Origin of the sequence: Fangia hongkongensis FSC776 = DSM 21703 (genome assembly GCF_000379445.1) — a bacterium.
Lineage (GTDB): Bacteria > Pseudomonadota > Gammaproteobacteria > Francisellales > Francisellaceae > Fangia > Fangia hongkongensis.
The window spans coordinates 123809-140778 of sequence record NZ_KB902272.1 but is presented as its reverse complement, the minus strand read 5'-3'; the positions used below and the strand labels follow the sequence as shown (position 1 = coordinate 140778).

14 protein-coding genes are annotated in these 16970 nt (G+C 38.0%); 4 read left to right on the top strand and 10 right to left on the bottom strand.

Annotated elements, in window-relative coordinates:
- Window positions 1-13: 13 nt before the first annotated feature.
- From aroC to cysS, 3 genes are read right to left on the bottom strand one after another with little or no spacing between them, the layout of a single operon-like run.
- Window positions 14-1075 carry a chorismate synthase gene (gene aroC / locus A37Q_RS0112130; protein WP_018300550.1) on the bottom strand — a complete coding sequence of 354 codons (1062 nt, stop codon included), beginning with the start codon at window positions 1073-1075 and terminating at the stop codon, window positions 14-16.
- Window positions 1065-2024, bottom strand: coding sequence for a 50S ribosomal protein L3 N(5)-glutamine methyltransferase (gene prmB / locus A37Q_RS0112125; RefSeq protein WP_018300549.1), 960 nt, complete (start codon window positions 2022-2024; stop codon window positions 1065-1067). Before prmB ends, aroC begins: the two co-directional genes overlap by 11 nt.
- 3 nt (window positions 2025-2027) lie before the next feature.
- Window positions 2028-3434 (bottom strand): cysteine--tRNA ligase, encoded by a 1407-nt coding sequence (gene cysS / locus A37Q_RS0112120; RefSeq protein WP_018300548.1) that lies wholly within the window; start codon window positions 3432-3434, stop codon window positions 2028-2030.
- 127 nt (window positions 3435-3561) lie between these two features.
- Between cysS and A37Q_RS0112115 the strand changes: the two genes are divergently transcribed.
- Complete coding sequence (locus tag A37Q_RS0112115) at window positions 3562-5055, top strand: carboxypeptidase M32 (protein WP_018300547.1); 1494 nt, start codon at window positions 3562-3564, stop codon at window positions 5053-5055.
- Here the strand turns inward: A37Q_RS0112115 and A37Q_RS0112110 are convergent.
- The 3 genes from A37Q_RS0112110 to A37Q_RS0112100 all read right to left on the bottom strand — a co-directional run bounded on the left by A37Q_RS0112110 (window position 5043) and on the right by A37Q_RS0112100 (window position 9458).
- Window positions 5043-6494 carry a catalase gene (locus tag A37Q_RS0112110; protein ID WP_018300546.1) on the bottom strand — a complete coding sequence of 484 codons (1452 nt, stop codon included), beginning with the start codon at window positions 6492-6494 and terminating at the stop codon, window positions 5043-5045. The genes A37Q_RS0112115 and A37Q_RS0112110 overlap by 13 nt on opposite strands.
- Window positions 6495-6616: 122 nt before the next feature.
- Entirely contained in the window at window positions 6617-8386 is a 1770-nt protein-coding gene (locus A37Q_RS0112105) for a single-stranded-DNA-specific exonuclease RecJ (RefSeq protein WP_018300545.1), read from the bottom strand.
- A complete protein-coding gene (locus tag A37Q_RS0112100) occupies window positions 8364-9458 on the bottom strand; it encodes an AI-2E family transporter (RefSeq protein ID WP_018300544.1) in 1095 nt (364 codons plus the stop codon). The genes A37Q_RS0112105 and A37Q_RS0112100 overlap by 23 nt, the downstream gene beginning before the upstream one ends.
- 164 nt (window positions 9459-9622) lie before the next feature.
- Here A37Q_RS0112100 and A37Q_RS0112095 point away from each other — a divergent pair, with 164 nt between their 5' ends.
- Window positions 9623-10387, top strand: coding sequence for an SPOR domain-containing protein (locus A37Q_RS0112095; protein WP_018300543.1), 765 nt, complete (start codon window positions 9623-9625; stop codon window positions 10385-10387).
- An 18-nt stretch (window positions 10388-10405) separates the two neighbouring features.
- Window positions 10406-10837 (top strand): acyl-CoA thioesterase, encoded by a 432-nt coding sequence (locus A37Q_RS0112090; protein WP_018300542.1) that lies wholly within the window; start codon window positions 10406-10408, stop codon window positions 10835-10837.
- Between the two features lie 6 nt (window positions 10838-10843).
- Here A37Q_RS0112090 and parE read toward each other — a convergent pair whose 3' ends face one another.
- Window positions 10844-12730 (bottom strand): DNA topoisomerase IV subunit B, encoded by a 1887-nt coding sequence (gene parE, locus A37Q_RS0112085; RefSeq protein WP_018300541.1) that lies wholly within the window; start codon window positions 12728-12730, stop codon window positions 10844-10846.
- Window positions 12731-12834: 104 nt separating this feature from the next.
- Between parE and A37Q_RS0112080 the strand changes: the two genes are divergently transcribed.
- Window positions 12835-13710, top strand: coding sequence for a LysR substrate-binding domain-containing protein (locus A37Q_RS0112080; protein WP_018300540.1), 876 nt, complete (start codon window positions 12835-12837; stop codon window positions 13708-13710).
- A 4-nt stretch (window positions 13711-13714) separates the two neighbouring features.
- Here the strand turns inward: A37Q_RS0112080 and A37Q_RS0112075 are convergent, their stop codons facing one another.
- Genes A37Q_RS0112075 through A37Q_RS0112065 form a run of 3 tightly spaced genes read right to left on the bottom strand, consistent with a single transcriptional unit; the run spans window position 13715 to window position 16879 of the window.
- Window positions 13715-15220 carry a GspE/PulE family protein gene (locus A37Q_RS0112075; RefSeq protein WP_018300539.1) on the bottom strand — a complete coding sequence of 502 codons (1506 nt, stop codon included), beginning with the start codon at window positions 15218-15220 and terminating at the stop codon, window positions 13715-13717.
- An 11-nt stretch (window positions 15221-15231) separates the two neighbouring features.
- Window positions 15232-16284: a type II secretion system F family protein gene (locus A37Q_RS0112070; RefSeq protein WP_018300538.1), complete on the bottom strand. Its 1053-nt coding sequence runs from the start codon at window positions 16282-16284 to the stop codon at window positions 15232-15234.
- A complete protein-coding gene (locus A37Q_RS0112065; protein WP_018300537.1) occupies window positions 16268-16879 on the bottom strand; it encodes a hypothetical protein in 612 nt (203 codons plus the stop codon). Before A37Q_RS0112065 ends, A37Q_RS0112070 begins: the two co-directional genes overlap by 17 nt.
- Between the last annotated feature and the right edge of the window lie 91 nt (window positions 16880-16970).

The window sequence follows — 16970 nt, the reverse complement described above, 5'->3', positions numbered from 1 at the left end:
CCCAGTATATGTGTTATTGATTCTGCGCCTTATTTCTTAAATAATGATCAACTAATACAAGCGCAAGCATCGCCTCAGCAATAACAACACCTCTTATCCCAACACAAGGATCATGGCGCCCTTTTGTGATCACATCCACTTCATTATTGTCTTCATCGATAGACTTACCAGGAATTAAAATACTTGATGTTGGTTTAAAGGCAATACTGGCTTTAATATCCTGTCCAGATGAAATACCACCGAGTATACCACCTGCATGATTGCTTAAAAAACCTTCTTTTTTGGTATATTCATCACGATGCTCTGAGCCTTTTTGTGCAACCACATCAAAGCCATCACCAATCGAAACCGCTTTAACCGCATTGATACTCATCAAAGCATGCGCAATATCCGCATCCAAACGATCAAATACTGGCTCCCCTAACCCAACAGGGCAATTTGTGGCAACTACATCAACCTTAGCACCAATTGAATCGCCTTCTTTTCTGATGCTTTGTATTAGCGCTTCAAGCTCAGGAATTTTCTGAGGCGCTGCGCAAAAAAAAGGATTTTGATTAATGAACGCTTTATCTTGAAGCTCAAGCTTTACATCACCAATTTGTGATACATAGGCATAAATATCAACATTATATTTCTCTTTTAGAATTTTCTTAGCAATTGCACCCGCGGCAACACGCATTGCTGTTTCTCTTGCTGAAGAACGCCCACCGCCTCGATAATCACGAATGCCATATTTATGAAAATAAGTAAAATCAGCATGCCCTGGGCGAAATTGATTCTTTATGTCACCATAATCTTTTGATTTTTGATCTTTATTTTCAATTAAAAGACCAATTGGCGTGCCTGTTGTTTTGCCTTCAAATACACCAGAGAGAATCTTTACTTGATCAGGCTCTTTACGCTGTGTGGTGTATTTAGATTGTCCAGGTTTTCTTCTATCTAAATCAAACTGTAAATCAGCCTCATCTAGATCAATACCCGGTGGACACCCATCAACAATTGCCCCTAAAGCAAGCCCATGACTCTCGCCAAAAGTTGTTACAGTAAATAACTTCCCAAATGTATTACCCGGCATTTTTTGCTCCTTTGACAAACTCATCACGGTACCTTATAAGCTCATCACGAGTCAGTAAAAATACACCATCTCCACCATCTTCAAATGACAGCCAAGTAAATGGAACATTCGCAAACTCATCTTGCAAAGCATACTGACTATTGCCAACTTCAACGATTAAAGTGCCCTCTTTAGTTAAATAATTCTCAGCTTGAATTAAAATCTCTCTGGTAATATCAAGTCCATCTTCACCAGAACCAAGCGCAAGCACTGGTTCTTTTAAATATTCCACTGGCATTGCTGCCAAATCATTTGCATCAACATACGGCGGGTTTGATATAATCAAATCATACTTTTGTCCTTTCAAATTCTCAAATAAATCTGAATGAACCGTGCTGACCCGCGCATTTAAGTTGTGAAGCTGAATGTTTCTATTGGCAACCTCTAGCGCATCTTCAGATAAATCACTTAGTGTTACTTCTGCCTCATCAAACACATAGGCAGCGCCTATGCCGATACAACCACTACCGGTACACAAATCTAAAACTCGATGCACCTTTGTCTCATCAACCCATGGCTCAAAACCATTTCGAATCAGCTCACCTACTGGGGAGCGTGGCACGATAACGCGCTGATCAACATAAAACTTCATTCCAGCAAACCATGCATTTTTAGTCAAATAAGGTAATGGAACTCTATCAACAACACGCCTGTAGACCCATTTGATCACTTTTTGACGCTCAACATGTGTCAATCTTGCATCCAATATACGCTCATCGATATCAAGCGGAAGATAAAGTGCCTGAAGAACCAAATGTGTTGCCTCATCCCATGCTGAATCCGTACCGTGACCATAGTATAAATCTGCCTCTAAAAAACGACTCATTGCCCAGCGCAAATAATCTCGAACAGTTTCCAAATCGCCAGCCAACGCATCAACATTTACCTCAGCTTCAAATGCCTCATTCATATCTTAACCTCTTCTCCATTGAGTGCCTGTTGCACTGTCTTCTAAAATGACACCATTTTCTGTTAATTCTTGTCGAATTTGATCTGCAAGTGCCCAGTTTTTCTCTTTTTTAGCCGTAAGACGTGCTGCGATCTTTTCCTCAATGTCCTTTTCACTCATCAATGTTTTATCTTCCAAACGACTTGGCGTATAACTGAAATAGCTCTCTACTTCTGTAAATAAGATCCCCAAAACACTTGCTAATTGTTTCAGCAAATTAGCATATTCTATCGCTTTATCGGTATTACCAGCCTCTTTATATCTATTAACCTCTTTGACAACATCAAACAACACACTGATTGCCTCTGGCGTATTAAAATCATTATCCATTGCCTTTGTAAAAGCCGCTTTATATCCATCTGCATCGTCAGGCAATACATCAGATAAATTAAGCCCCCTAAACGCACTATAAAAGCGATTAATGGCAGATCTTGCATGATTTAAATTCTCTTCAGAGTAATTAATCTCACTTCGATACTGTCCAGAAATCAAGAAAAAGCGCAGCACCTCTGGGTGATAGGAGTTAAGGACTTCTTTGATGGTGAAAAAGTTTCCCAGTGATTTTGACATTTTCTCAGCGTCAACCTGCACCATACCAGAGTGTAACCAGTAATTCGCAAAACTACAGTTATTTGCACTTTCTGATTGGGCAATTTCATTTTCATGATGTGGAAAACGAAGATCTGAGCCACCACCATGAATATCAAAATTATCACCTAAAAGCTTTTTTGACATTGCTGAGCATTCAATATGCCAGCCTGGGCGGCCATCGCCCCAAGGCGAGCTCCAGCTCGGCTCATTTTCTTTTGAGGCTTTCCATAAAACAAAATCAAGCGGATTTTCTTTCACATCATTCACTTCAATACGCGCACCTGAAAGAAGCGCATCAATATTTTGCTTACTTAATTTCCCATAGCCATCAAACTTAGAAACACGATAATAAACATCACCATTAGATGCTTTATATGCATACCCTTTATCAATTAAAGTTTGAATCATTTGACACATTTCATCGATAGTTTCTGTTGCTCTTGGATCAAAATCAGGTCTGAGAATATTTAGCGCATCAAAGTCACTGTACATACTTTTGATATTACGATTAACAAGGGCATCCGTTGACTCATTGTTTTCAATTGCTCGTTTGATAATCTTATCATCAACATCAGTAATATTGCGCACAAAAGTAACGTTGTAACCAACAAAGCGAAAATAGCGAACGATAACATCAAATGCCACATTAGTACGTGCATGACCAATATGACAATCATCATAAACCGTCATTCCGCAAACATACATTTTAATTTTATTCTTTTCAATCGATTTAAATCGCTGTTTTTCTCCTGCCAAAGAGTTATACAAAGATAGCGTCATTTTGTTGTTATGTATCACTTCTGTTTTCATAGCGTTATGTTAACATTTGCAAAGCATACATGAAATGTTTTTCTAAGCGTGAATACAGCCATAATGCATATTGTTAACCATCTTTATAAGGAGTTTTATGTTGGATAAAAATTACCAGTATCTTGAGAATTATTTTCAAGAAATCTCTCACCTTGATCATGCTATCGAAATGCTAGGATGGGATGAAGAAGTGATGATGCCTGAAAATAGCGCCAAGGAGCGAAATAATACCTTAGGTTATCTTGCAAAATTAAAGCATCAACGCTTAAATGACTCAAACCTATTAGCTATCACACAAACACTTGCCAAAGATAATACGGCACTTAACAGATGGCAAAATGCAAATGTCTCTCTCATTAATAAGCAACTTTTACACGCGCAAGTGATTCCTGATACACTGGTTGAAAAGCAAGTCAAAGCCAATAAAGCAGCACTTCAAGGATGGAGGAAATATAGAGCTGAAAATAACTGGAGCGACTTCTTACCACTTCTAGAAAATGTCATTAATATCACAAAAGAAATTAGTCAAATAAAGGCTGATCATTTTAACCTTCACCCTTATGATGTGCTTTTGGATCTCTACTCTCCTGGCTTTACGATGAAAGATATTGACCCTATCTTTAACAAGCTTAAAGAGTTTTTACCTGAAACCATTCAGCACATTTTAGAAAAGCAGTCATATCAAAAGACTATTCCTCTTAGTGGAAGCTACCCTATTGATCGGCAAAAAGCACTTGCTAAGGATCTCATGGCATTAATTGGGTTTGATTTTAAGCAAGGCCGTTTAGATACAGCCATACACCCTTTTTGTGGCGGAACACCAAGAGATGTTCGTATTACCACGCGTTATAATATTCATGATGTTTTATCAAATACCTATGCCATTTGTCATGAAACAGGACATGCAATGTATGAGTTTGGCTTGCCAGATGATTATCTTAACCAGCCAGTAGGTAAAGCACTTGGCATGACGGTACATGAAAGCCAGTCACTTCTTATGGAAACACATGCCTGTAAAACCAAATCCTTTATGCCAAGGTTATCCGAGCTTCTTAGCAAACATTTTGGTAACAGAGATGCTTTTCACCCTCAGAATCTGTATCAGCAAGTGACTCAAGTTAAGCCTTCTTATATTCGTGTAGATGCCGATGAGGTCACCTACCCACTTCATATTGTACTTCGCTATGAAATTGAAAAAGCACTTTTCTCTGATGAAATAAAGGTGAAAGACATCCCTGATATCTGGCAGCAAAAAATGAAGCAATATTTAAATATAGATACCAAGAATAATCATAAAGATGGTGAAATGCAGGATATTCACTGGGCGCTTGGTGATTTTGGCTATTTCCCTTCCTATGCTTTAGGTTCACTACTAGCAGCCCAGCTTTACAGCTGCGCTTTAACAGCAAGCCCTAATATAGAAAAGGACATAGAGAAAGGTCAATTCGACACGCTCATTAATTGGCTAAAAGAAAATATCCATCAATATGGATCTCAAAAAAGCTTTAATCAGCTTGTCATTGACGCAACAGGAAAACCACTAGACGCAGATGCTTATATTAGCCATATTAACAAACGCTATTTAAGCTGATTAAGCGCCTGTTCTACCACTTTTTTGTACTCAGGATCAATTTTCTCAAACAGCGCAAGCTGCCTTTGAATAATCTCATCTGGCACCCCTGACATTGATGCTGCAATGTTTTTGCCAAGCCTTTCTTTTTGCCCTTGATCAAATAGCTGAAAAAGTGCTCTTGGTTGTGAAAAATCATCGTTACCTTCTCTGTGATTATAACGCTCCGCATCGCCAGATATGGCTAATGGTGGTTCACGAAAACGCGGATCCTCTGCTGCGCCATTAAATGAATTTGGCTCATAATACGCATCTGGGTTTTTGTCAAAATTGTCAAAAAAGCGCATTGCGCCATCTTTATGATAAGTATGCACAGGACACCTTGGCTTATTGACAGGTAATGCTTCATAGTGTGTCCCAATTCGATAACGATGCGCATCAGCATAAGAGAAAATTCTCCCTTGCAGCATCTTATCTGGAGAAAAGCCAATTCCAGGCACAATATTAGACGGTGAAAATGCTGCCTGCTCAATTTCTGCAAAATAGTTCTGTGGATTTCTATTCAGTGTCACCACACCAACTTCAATCAATGGATAGTCACTATGTGGCCACACTTTTGTTAAATCAAATGGATTATATTCCGTACTCAAGGCTTCCTTTTCAGGCATAATTTGCACATACATCTTCCACTTTGGAAACTCACCATTTTCAATGCCATAAAATAGATCCTCCTGTGTTGACTCTCTTGTTTTGCCAACAACTTTTTCAGCTTCTTCATTGGTTAAATGCTTATGGCCTTGTATTGTTTTGAAATGAAACTTCACCCAAAAACGTTCATTTTTTTCATTTAAAAAACTAAAGGTGTGTGAACCATAACCATTCATATGGCGCACGGTATGCGGGATTCCTCTATCAGAGAATAAAATGGTTAGCTGATGTAAACTCTCTGGTGAGAGCGACCAAAAATCCCACGCAGCCGCTGCGCTTCTTAGGTTGGTTTTTGGATGGCGTTTTTGTGTATGGATAAAATCTGGAAATTTATATGGATCGCGAATAAAAAACACAGGCGTATTATTCCCCACCAAATCCCAATTGCCCTCTTCAGTGTAAAACTTAACAGCAAACCCACGAACATCGCGCTCAGCATCAGCAGCGCCAAGCTCGCCTGCTACTGTTGAGAAACGAATGAGTAACTCTGTTTTTTTACCCACATCTGCAAAGAGCTTTGCTTTTGAATACTGAGAAATATCATTTGTAATTTCAAGCTCCCCGTACGCACCCCATCCTTTTGCATGCACAACACGCTCAGGGATTCTTTCTCTATTTTGGTGCGCCAGTTTCTCAATTAGCTGGTAATCCTGTAAAAGCGCTGGTCCTCTTTTCCCTGCTGTCAATGTATTTTGATTATCCGCAATTGGATTGCCTGCAGTTGTCGTTAATGTTGGCTTTGACTTAGGCATATTATCTCCTTAAGCTTAAGTTGGTTATGAGTGTTTTCAAACTGTGTAAAAGCGTACTGACACTTTAAAAACTTATTACCAATATAGACATTTGATGCCAAAAAATCATGACAAATCACCGCTTATTTATACAAGTATTCCACTTTTATTGATAATGAGCTTACTCCTTTGAAATGCTCTTTAGATAATCGATAGGCTACATTCACTGTATCACCTAACTGAAGCGCACCTACACCATCATGCTCAGTGGCAAAAAACCAAATCGCTTTTAGCTTTTTTTGCTCAATATCTAACATTAACTGCAAATGCACCTGCTCTTTTCCAACAAAGCGTAATGCCAAAATTTTGGCTTCATTAAGAAAAATAGGGGCTTCAAATTCACGTCCAAATGGCTCAAGCTTTGCAAGCTTATCTACAATCTCTAGCTTCAGCTCATTATAAGTTAAGCCTCCCTCACAAAAAATACGGGGCTTTAGCTCTAAGCTGTGTTGATGAATATAATCTCGAACAGACTTTTCCAACACCTCAGAAAATACATCAAATTTATCTTTATAAATACTGATTCCTGCAGCGCCAGTATGCCCTCCATATTTTATGACAACCTCTTTTGTACTCTGTGAGACTTGATCAAGTATCCATTTTATATTAACCCCATCAACGCTTCTTGCTGAGCCTGTAATAACTTCACTCTCACCCAGTTTTGGCGAGAATAAAATGGTGGGTAAGCCAAAGGCATCTTTGATGCGACTGGCAGAGATCCCATGCACACCTGCATGGCCATCTTCTAAATACACACAAAGGCTTTTATTTCCTTTTTGATACGCTTTTGATGCTTTAGACATTGCCTTTTCGGTCATCTTTTTCTGCACTGCTTTTCGTTGCGTATTTTGTAACTGCAAAAAATCGACCCATTTATATGTTTCATTTACATCTTCTGACAACAAGAAACTAACCGAGCTTAACGCATTTGACATTCTTCCATCGCTATTTAATAGTGGGGCAATCATAAAACCTAATAGCTCACTATCCACCTGATGCTGAAAATAATCGCTAAAGGCTTCCCAACATGGGCGCGATTTTTGTGAAATTTTACGCATGCCGTAAAAAGCAACAATGCGATTATTCACACTTTTTGCCATTGAGACACAATCTGCTACTGTACCAACCGCGACAAAATCCAAAAGCTCTGTTAGCTGAAAGCTGCTATTGGGGAGCTTATTTTGATCTAGAAGCTTTTTTCTAACTGCTGCTAAAAGAAGCCATGCAACCATACACCCGGCAATATAAGGATCTTGATAGTGACAATCTTTTTGTGTCGGATTAATCACTGAATACGCGCTTTTTGGCACACCCTCAGGTGGAATAGCATGATGATCTGTGACAATTGTGTCAATATTATCTGCTTTTAATAATGCAATTCGCTCCTCATCACTTGAGCCATTATCTGCTGTAATAATAAGTGTCGGCTTGATAGTATCTGAGAGGATTCTGGCTGCAAGCTTATCTGAAAGCCCATACCCTTCTTCCATCCTATGACCAATATAGGAGCGAATCTTATCTTTTGGATGTAAGAATAACTTGGTCAACCCCTCAAATAAAATCGCATGAGAGGTTTGTCCATCACAATCATGATCTGTTTCAAGACCAATAACTTCTTCTCGTTCAAGCGCCTCAATTACCCTGCTTGCTGCCCTATCCATGCCTTTCATCAAAAGCGGATCAGTCAGGTTTTTAAGTGTCAGCTGAGTTAAGGATAACACTTTCTCTTTATCGTCAATTCTTCTGGCAATAATATTGGCTAAAAACGCATCAATGTTTTCTCCACATAAATATTGGTATATCTCATCGTTTTTCTCACGCACATAAACACTAGGCTTTGGTCTTAATGACATCATTGACAATTCTTCTTCTCATCCACATTTTCATTGCTGAATTAATTAAAGCGGCAAGTGGAATGGCAAAAAACAATCCCCAAAACCCCCAAATACCACCGAAAACAAGCACCGCAGCGATCACTGCCACTGGATGTAAACTGAGTGCTTCTGAATAAAGGATAGGCACCAAAAGATTACCATCTAATGCTTGAATAATCAGATATATCAAAAACATATAAAAGAACTCGGAGCTAAAACCAAACTGCCCAAGTCCAATAAGAGCAACAGGAATGGTGACAATAACCATTCCAATATAAGGAATAAGGACAGATAGGCCGACAAAAATTGCTAACAGTAGCGAGTAGTTTAAATTAAACACCACAAAACCAATATAGGTTACAACACTGACAATAATACACTCTATTGTTTTCCCTTTTACATAATTACCAAGTTGCGGCTTCATGTCTGACCAAACCTCTACAAGTGCGCCGCGTTCTTTTGGTAACCTTGCCACAAACCACTTTGTAATGGCATCTTTATCTTTTAAAAAGAAAAAGGCTAAAAGCGGCACGATAAATAGATAGACTAGCCAAGTAAAGACACTTGGCAGTGAAGCCAGTGAAAACTGAATCAAATACTGGCTAATGCTGGCCAACTTATCAAAACGAATGTTAGAAATAGCATCAATTCCTTCTTGGATTTGCGCCTCTGTTACAATGGTTGGATATTTCCTTGATAGCTCAAACAAACTATCTCTTAAACTTTGGATTTGTGCAGGAATGCTTTGCATAAACTCCCCTGCCTGATGGGCAAGCTTCGGCAGCAGAAAAAGGACCAAAAGCACCAAAAGTGCGATAAACAGTACAAAGACAAGATACACCGCTAAAGTGCGATTAATTCTAAGGCGCTTTGAGAGCAAATTCACCACAGCTTCCAATAAATAAGCAATAATGACACCGGCTAAGATCGGAGCCAGCAAATCACCAAAAAAATTAATAATCAATACAGCAACGACAACAACTGCAATAAAAATAGCAGGCTCGCTACTATTAAACTTCCCGTAATACCAATTTTTAACATACTGCAGCATATTAAAGGTTACCTTTATGGATTTTCTTATTGGCAATTGTATAAAACTTTCCTCATTAAACAAATAAGAAGATTTATAAAAAGCCTTGTTTAGCGCTTTTATATTCCACCATATCACAGTAAACTTGGGTAGAGATATTGATAAATATAAGCTTGGAACACTCTATGCGCGATTTTGCTAAAAATGTAAACAAAAGCTCACCCCCTTCATCTAATAAACAGCAAAGCAGAGCAAACAAAACTAAGAACACTGAAAAAGGTGCTTACCAAGGGCGAAAAATCATTCTAAGCATCGTTCTTCTTGTTTTAATCATTTTATTCCTAGTGAGCTTTTTTCATAGTAATGACAATGAGAATAAGCCTACTACTTCTAAGACAAGCATTAGTGTTCCTGTCACAACAGATAAAGCGCTAAACGTAACACCAAAAAACCTACCGAGCACTGCTAACGATTCTACTCAATCTCACAAGAATGTAACAGCGCCAGCAAATGCAAATAGCACAGAGATCAGCGTAGAAAGCAAAAGTAACATAGATGCCACAGATAAAGAAGTGAAAGAGCAAACAAAACCATTAACTTTCAGTTTTTATGACACTTTGACCAAAAAGACTGTCAATGTTGATGTGGAGCCAAAGCCCATTAAGCAATACCGCTATACTTACATGTTACAAATCGGCTCTTTTCGCAAAAAAGAAGATGCCAATGCAACAAGGGCAAAACTGATTCTTGCTGGATTAACACCAACTGTTCAAAAAATAGGTGAGTGGTATCGTGTTGATGTAGGTCCAGTTTACTCAAAACGTGACGGTGACATTATTAAGCATAAAGTTGAGGCTGCTGGCATTTCTGGCAGTATTCTTCGCCAAGTTGACAAGCAAGAAATAAAGCAAAACACAGCGGATAATAAAACAACCAACAAAGTACAATAACTTTTCTTTGGAATTCATATGGAGATATTTACTCAATCACTGACTGTGCAAAAAGAAGATATCGATGCCAATCAACATGTTAATAACATTGTCTATCTACAATGGATGCAAGCTATTGCCATCGAACACTCAAATCAATGCGGTTGGGATACAAAACGCTATTTTGAACATCAGGTAACTTGGGTGGCCAAGACACATTTTATCAATTATAGAGCTCCGGCTTATCTTAATGATCAAATAACCATGTCAACTTGGGTGTCAAAAATCAAACGCTGCTCATGTGTGCGCCAATATGCTTTTTACAACTCTCAAAAGCAGCTTATTACTGAGGCTGAAACACTCTGGGTTTTTATTAATACTCAGTCACAAAGAACTACACCAATCCTAAAAGAAGTGCTAGATGCTTTCACATCGATTGATTTGACGCCAAAATCGCTAGTGGAGGAATGATGCAATTTAAAACTCTGCAAGATCTCCTTCTTGCTCGAGCCACTTTTTACGATCTAAGCTTCTTTTTTTCGCCAACATTTCATCCATTTCTTCCATATCAAAACAAACATCTTCTGATAAGGTCAGCTGCACAAGACGTCTAGTATCAACCGCCATCGTTGACTCTCTTAACTGAATTGGGTTCATTTCACCTAAGCCTTTAAAGCGAAGAACATTTGCCTTAGGGGCATTTTTCTTATTTTGATATTTATGCAAGATCGCGTTTTTCTCCGCTTCATCCAAAGCATAAAAAACCTCTTTGCCAATGTCTATACGAAAAAGCGGTGGCATGGCAACGTAGATATGCCCTTTTTCCACCAATGTTTTAAAGTGACGTAAAAATAGCGCGCATAATAGTGTTGCAATATGAAGTCCATCAGAATCAGCATCAGCAAGAATACAGATTTTCCCATAGCGAAGTCCATCTAAATTCTCTGAGTCCGGATCGACGCCAATTGCAACAGAAATATCATGAATCTCCTGCGAGGAAAGAATTTCACTGGAATCGATCTCCCAGCTATTTAAGATTTTACCGCGAAGCGGCATTACTGCTTGAAATTCTCTATCTCTTGCCTGTTTTGCTGAGCCACCTGCTGAATCCCCTTCCACTAAAAAAATCTCAGTATATGCTAAATCCTGCCCCACACAATCAGTAAGCTTCCCGGGTAATTGTGGGCCTTGGGTGATTTTCTTCCTTACCACTTTTTTAGCTGATTTCAATCGCCTTTGCGCACGCGTAATGATTCCCTCAACAATTTTATTCGCCACATCTATATTTTGATTAAGCCATAAACTAAAGGCATCTTTAATATGTGTTGAAATAAAATTCACACAATCACGCGAAGAGAGCCTCTCTTTTGTTTGTCCTGAAAATTGAGGCTCTGGCATTTTAATTGATAATACATAGCTGATCCCAGTAAAGACGTCATCTGGCATAATTTTCACACCACGAGGCAGTACATTATGAAGCTCACAATATTCTCTAACAGACTCTAAAAGCCCTGTCCTTAAACCATTAACATGCGTACCACCAAGTGGTGTTGGAATTAAGTTAACATAGCTTTCTGTTATAAAAACATCGGCCTCTTGCGGCCAACATAATGCCCAACTGATTTGATACTCTTTATTACTAAACTCACCAGAAAATGGCACTTCCGGCAAACATTCAAACATTGAAACACTGTCAGCTAGATAACTTCCAAGGCCTTCATCATAACGCCAGATTTCCTTCTCAGAGCTTTCCTCATTATAAAAGAGTATCTCTAGACCTGAACATAAAACTGCTTTAGCCTTCAGCAAATGCTTTAGCTTTCGAATAGCGTACTTTGTACTATCAAAGTAGCTTTCATCAGGCCAAAACCGAAGTTTTGTTCCGGTATTTTTTTTGCCAACTGTATCAAGCATGGTCAATGGCTCAATAAGGGCACCATCTGCAAAAGCGATATGGTGTTTTTTTCCATCTCGCTTAATTTCAATTTCAACGCGCCTAGAAAGCGCATTTACAACGGACACCCCGACACCATGAAGGCCACCTGAGTATTGATAGTTTTCATTTGAGAATTTTCCACCTGCATGCAGCTTAGTCATAATAAGCTCAACACCTGAAATACCTTCTTCTGGGTGAATATCCACAGGCATTCCCCGCCCATTATCCTCAACCTCAAAACTGCCATCTTTAAATAATGTCACGCTAATTTTATTTGCATGACCGGCTAATGCTTCATCAACACTATTATCAATCACCTCTTGAGCAATATGGTTTGGATTTTGCGTATCTGTGTACATCCCAGGTCGTCTTTTGACGGGATCTAAACCAGATAAAACTTCTATTGACTCTGCTGTGTATTGCCCCATGATCGTGTGTATCAATCTTTTTTATTATTTAGTATCAATTTTGGCATAAAATACAGTATTCTTAAATCCAATAATAATAATTCGACAAAAAAAATGGTCTTAATATGAATATTCGTGACCTTGAATATGTCATTGCAATTGCAGAGACACGTAATTTTAATAAAGCAGCGCAGATTTGCTATGTCAGTCAGCCTGCACTTAGCATGCAAGTTAAAAAACTAGAAGATGAACTTGGTGTTGCTATATTTGAACGTTTTCAAAAAAACATCCTGATCACACCGGCAGGTGAAGTCATTATTGAAAAAGCCAGAGAATTATTGAATACAGCAAAGGATATTAAAAATACCGCTGAGCTATTTCAGAAAAAAGATAAACACCAATTTAAAATAGGGATATTCCCAACCCTTTCTCAATATATACTGCCGCCACTTATTCGCTTAACCCAAGATGAACAAACCAAACTTAAAATATATCCGCTTGAGGATAAAACTGATAATTTAATTACCATGCTAAAAAATGGTCAAATTGATGCGGCACTTCTTGCTAATCCCACCTTACCTCAAGGCATGGATTTTTTCCCTGTATTTCAAGACACCTTTAAGCTTGCGGTTTATGAAGGCCACCCTTTAGAAAATGCCAAAGAGATTGATATTAAACGCCTTGATGATGAAGCGATGCTCTTTTTAGAAAAAGGCCATTGCCTACGAGATCAAGTGATGGCGCTTAATATTAATCCTGCACAAAGTATTCAATGTAATGCCACAGGTCTTGAAACCTTAAGACAAATGGTCATTGCAAAACTTGGTATTACCATTATCCCTGAGATTGCAACCCACAATGATAACTTTAAAGGTATTCGTTATATTAACTTTAAAAAACCCGCCCCTTCAAGGGAAATTGGAATTGCCTATCGCAAGGCTTCTGTTATGACGCACTGGCTAGAGCCTTTAAGCGATCTGATTAAAAAAAGTGTACAATAAACACTTAAAATTGTGTTTCAATTTCGAAAGGACCCAAGATAGACTCTACTTCAAAGGGATCAGCATTTCCTTGAAGAATATGTATTGCAGCTGATTGATGGCAAGTCATAAACCCTGTTTTAGCCCTTAAAATACTAGGCAGTCGATTTAATTGATTATCAGCAATATGCTCACGCACCAGATCATCTACAAGCAATGTTTCTGCCACAATCGTCAACCCTTTGGTCCCTCGATTTTTACAATATTCACAGTGGTAACTCTCGCCCAAATTATTACCATTAACAAAGAGTTTTTCCATATCAGTACTGCCAAATATTTGCAGCATTCTTTCTCTTTCTTTTGTATAGTGATTTACCTCTGAAAATGGAACTTTACAGTGTGGACACAGTAGCTTAATCAGTCTTTGAAACCCTAGCATGTTTAAAAAGTCAGGGTCTGACAAGGTCGTAGCAGATAACCCTAAGTCTAATAACCGAACAATAATATTCGTCGCACTATTTGCATGCACGGTACTAATCACTAAATGCCCTGTAATTGCGGCTCTTAATGCCATAAATGCTGTGTCACTATCACGAATTTCACCAATTGAAATAATATCTGGATCCAAGCGTAAGAACTGTCTCACAATATTTGCAAAACTCATATAATCCACCTCATGATTAACTGGAACTTGCGTCACACCATCTATGAGATTCTCAACTGGATCTTCGGCTGTATATATCTTTTTATTTTTGGGGAGCAAACTAATTAAACTTGCCATCGTTGTTGATTTTCCACTACCTGTTGGGCCAGCCAAAAAAATAGCTCCTGAGGTTTTCCTTATCACATGCTTAAATTCTTCAAGCTGTGCTTGGTGATAACCTAACTGCTCTAACTGAATAGGCTTGGCTTGTGAGCGCAGAGGCAGCACTCTCATTACAATATCACAGCCTTTTCCTCCAGGATACGTCGGAACAGATGCCAAACGCAAACGTACTTCTTGACGGCCTATTTGTAAGACCATAGCGGCATCAATAATTTGATTGATACTAAATTGCTTTTGTACATGGTCACTTTCACGATTAAACGCAACAGACACAATTGCAATTGCATCATTCGCAGACATGGTAGTATAAACCTGAAGATCTCCTAAAACACGAAACTTAATAATGGCAGTAGCATCTCTAATAAGAATATGAATATCTGTCGCTTTTTCGGCAATTGCATCTTGTACAATTTTGCGGATTTTTTGCTGTGCATCTGTAAATTGATAAAGGCTCTTCCCTTCTATACTTGATTGATATGAATCAATCATGTTTTTAATGAACACAACGTCATAATTAATAATTTGCCGAATCTCTAAGTTCAATGACTTCATTAATAAACGACAATTTTGCAAGTTTGGATTAGTCGCCGAATCACTTAATATAGTACCATCTTCCAGTACAACCATGCGTGAGTTTGCAACACTTGTACACCAATTAAGCATCTCAGCATTGGGACGCAACGATTTAATATCATTTGCCAACATGTCTCACTCCATTAGTGTTTGAATAACGAAATTGAAGATGGAATAGCATAACTAGTAATAAAGACAGCCAGCAATGTAGCTAAAGCACATAGTAGTAAAATACCTGCACTAAATTTAATTTTTTGACTATAACTTTCAGTTGTCTTTTTAAAGATGAAATCAGAAATTCCAACCATTTTTTCATCCAGAACATTATTCCTTCCCGCAATAGTCAGTACTTTTAAATACTTTTTTTCTAAAATGCCTGTATCGAGAATATCACCAACAGAGTACTTCCCTTCTTCAATTTTTCGAAGCGCCATTTTAATATGCCATGATATATAATAACTACTCTGATCTAAGAGCAACTGTAAAACAGCCTGCAGTGTATAGCCTTTACCCATAATTAAACTTAATGTTTTTAAAAACTTGCAATATTCTATCCGGCTATAGGTTTTAAAAAATGGCAGTTTATCCAACACTCTTCTAGGTGAACCAATAACAAGTTTTCTTGTAAAAAATATAGTTGTGCTAAAGATCACTAATACTATCAATAAAATTAACCACAGTGATACGATATGGTGAACAACAACTGAAATTTTGATTAGAAAAAACACCTGTGCAACTTGATCTAAAGTAATGTGTAACTTCCCAAACTCCATGCTAACTTTACTAAAAACAATTTCACTTAACACCCCACCTAAAATAAGCATTGCAATGGGATAAATAAGTGGCGCATAAACCTTATATGGCTGATAGTTCTCATTAGCATAATAATCAGCGGCAGCTTGATACCCTTTTATAATCGTGCCATGTTCCTCAGAACTTGAAACTAAAAAATGCACGCCAGAATTATAATAACGCTTAAAGAATAATGCCAACCCACCTGTTTCATCAAATGTTTTTTTAATATCACGATAAAATGCAAACTTTCCATAGTTTAATGGTAGCATCTCATCAACAATCTCGCGCATAGACATCTTATAAGAGAGCATTTCAGCCATGTAAAAAAGTAAATCTCTTTTTACAGACGGAGTAAACTCAATTAGATTACGTAACCCTTGAAGACTAAATCGTGAATACATAAAATGCTCCATTTTGACCTTTTAGTTTCACGGCGTTGCTAGTCACTTTGACTACCAGATAATTCTTATCTTTTAGGGTGTATATATTATCTGCTAACATATAGTATGTTTGATGACTTTTTGTATCTTGCACTACTGCTTCAAACTGTCCTGATTGTGTTTTTGTAATGGCGGTTAGCGATAGCGCTAATGTTGCTTTCTTTTTGTCATCTAAATGGTGATTAAGGTCCTGATAACGCTGTTTTAATTGCAAGTATTCAATTTGTTTTTGCAATAACGCCGATTTAATTTGAAGCTCTGACATTTCTTGTTGTGTCTTCATATATAGCTGATAAGCTTGCTCTGTATCATTTATCATTTGATCACTTTGCTGCATATCTGAGCGCTGTACTAAGGTTTTCGTATTAGCTTGGCGATACGAGCTAGGTTGTTTTACGGTTTCTCCTGTTTTTACATTGTTATTCATTGAATCCTTAGATAAGACAGGTGGTGCATTTGAATATGTGTTACTACCATCTGCGGCATAACAAACTAAACTCACCCCCACTATGATTGTACTTATCCACTTTACTACGCTCCCTACTCTTAAATTCATTCTTGCCCCCTAACAATCTACATTTACTATTATTTACAAGGCTTCTAAATGCCTATACTCATTACTTAAACTTACACCCTTTTTAATTTCA

What these genes read in the sequence shown, in the direction of transcription:
- aroC (WP_018300550.1), bottom strand. Translation starts at nt 1,075, where the DNA reads ATGCCGGGTAATACATTTGGGAAGTTATTTACTGTAACAACTTTTGGC.
- prmB (WP_018300549.1), bottom strand. Translation starts at nt 2,024, where the DNA reads ATGAATGAGGCATTTGAAGCTGAGGTAAATGTTGATGCGTTGGCTGGC.
- cysS (WP_018300548.1), bottom strand. Translation starts at nt 3,434, where the DNA reads ATGACGCTATCTTTGTATAACTCTTTGGCAGGAGAAAAACAGCGATTT.
- A37Q_RS0112115 (WP_018300547.1), top strand. Translation starts at nt 3,562, where the DNA reads ATGTTGGATAAAAATTACCAGTATCTTGAGAATTATTTTCAAGAAATC.
- A37Q_RS0112110 (WP_018300546.1), bottom strand. Translation starts at nt 6,494, where the DNA reads ATGCCTAAGTCAAAGCCAACATTAACGACAACTGCAGGCAATCCAATT.
- A37Q_RS0112105 (WP_018300545.1), bottom strand. Translation starts at nt 8,386, where the DNA reads ATGTCATTAAGACCAAAGCCTAGTGTTTATGTGCGTGAGAAAAACGAT.
- A37Q_RS0112100 (WP_018300544.1), bottom strand. Translation starts at nt 9,458, where the DNA reads ATGCTGCAGTATGTTAAAAATTGGTATTACGGGAAGTTTAATAGTAGC.
- A37Q_RS0112095 (WP_018300543.1), top strand. Translation starts at nt 9,623, where the DNA reads ATGCGCGATTTTGCTAAAAATGTAAACAAAAGCTCACCCCCTTCATCT.
- A37Q_RS0112090 (WP_018300542.1), top strand. Translation starts at nt 10,406, where the DNA reads ATGGAGATATTTACTCAATCACTGACTGTGCAAAAAGAAGATATCGAT.
- parE (WP_018300541.1), bottom strand. Translation starts at nt 12,730, where the DNA reads ATGGGGCAATACACAGCAGAGTCAATAGAAGTTTTATCTGGTTTAGAT.
- A37Q_RS0112080 (WP_018300540.1), top strand. Translation starts at nt 12,835, where the DNA reads ATGAATATTCGTGACCTTGAATATGTCATTGCAATTGCAGAGACACGT.
- A37Q_RS0112075 (WP_018300539.1), bottom strand. Translation starts at nt 15,220, where the DNA reads ATGTTGGCAAATGATATTAAATCGTTGCGTCCCAATGCTGAGATGCTT.
- A37Q_RS0112070 (WP_018300538.1), bottom strand. Translation starts at nt 16,284, where the DNA reads ATGTATTCACGATTTAGTCTTCAAGGGTTACGTAATCTAATTGAGTTT.
- A37Q_RS0112065 (WP_018300537.1), bottom strand. Translation starts at nt 16,879, where the DNA reads ATGAATTTAAGAGTAGGGAGCGTAGTAAAGTGGATAAGTACAATCATA.